The 747-nt window shown below is 52.1% G+C and carries 6 tRNA genes and 1 rRNA gene; all 7 read right to left on the bottom strand.

Going from position 1 to position 747, the window contains the following annotated elements:
• Window positions 1-30: 30 nt before the first annotated feature.
• A tRNA-Leu gene (locus AC0DBE_RS21485) sits at window positions 31-116 on the bottom strand.
• Window positions 117-130: 14 nt separating this feature from the next.
• Window positions 131-205, bottom strand: a tRNA-Gly gene (locus tag AC0DBE_RS21480).
• Between the two features lie 40 nt (window positions 206-245).
• Window positions 246-328, bottom strand: a tRNA-Leu gene (locus AC0DBE_RS21475).
• Window positions 329-334: 6 nt separating this feature from the next.
• Window positions 335-410 (bottom strand) — tRNA-Lys (locus AC0DBE_RS21470).
• Window positions 411-447: 37 nt separating this feature from the next.
• Window positions 448-523, bottom strand: a tRNA-Thr gene (locus AC0DBE_RS21465).
• A 4-nt stretch (window positions 524-527) separates the two neighbouring features.
• A tRNA-Val gene (locus AC0DBE_RS21460) sits at window positions 528-603 on the bottom strand.
• Between the two features lie 22 nt (window positions 604-625).
• A 5S ribosomal RNA gene (rrf, locus tag AC0DBE_RS21455) occupies window positions 626-741 on the bottom strand.
• Between the last annotated feature and the right edge of the window lie 6 nt (window positions 742-747).

Raw genomic sequence — 747 nt, 5'->3', positions numbered from 1 at the left:
ATCCAATTGAGCTACGGGCGCAAAACTTAATGCCGAGGGCCGGACTTGAACCGGCACGGTAGTCACCTACCGCAGGATTTTAAGTCCTGTGTGTCTGCCAATTCCACCACCCCGGCGTGGATGGTATGGTTGGAGCGGAAGACGGGATTCGAACCCGCGACCCCCACCTTGGCAAGGTGGTGTTCTACCACTGAACTACTTCCGCAGACAGGATGTCCAGTTTTTATAACTGTTATCCTATATAATGCGGGTGAAGGGACTTGAACCCCCACGTCATAAAGACACTAGATCCTAAGTCTAGCGCGTCTGCCAATTCCGCCACACCCGCGTAAAATGGTGAGCCATGAAGGACTCGAACCTTCGACCCTCTGATTAAAAGTCAGATGCTCTACCAACTGAGCTAATGGCTCTTCTTACAAGAGACTTGAGTATTATACCATATAAAAGTGGTGCCGGCAAGAGGACTTGAACCCCCAACCTACTGATTACAAGTCAGTTGCTCTACCAATTGAGCTACACCGGCAAAATGGTGGAGGATGACGGGCTCGAACCGCCGACCCTCTGCTTGTAAGGCAGATGCTCTCCCAGCTGAGCTAATCCTCCATAACTGCACTAGCGTGCAATTGCTTGGCGGCGTCCTACTCTCACAGGGGGAAACCCCCGACTACCATCGGCGCTGAAGAGCTTAACTTCCGTGTTCGGCATGGGAACGGGTGTGACCTCTTCGCTATCGCCACCAAACAAATT

This window comes from Bacillus sp. VA15, from assembly GCF_055721145.1.
This window is presented reverse-complemented; position numbering and strand designations above follow the sequence as displayed.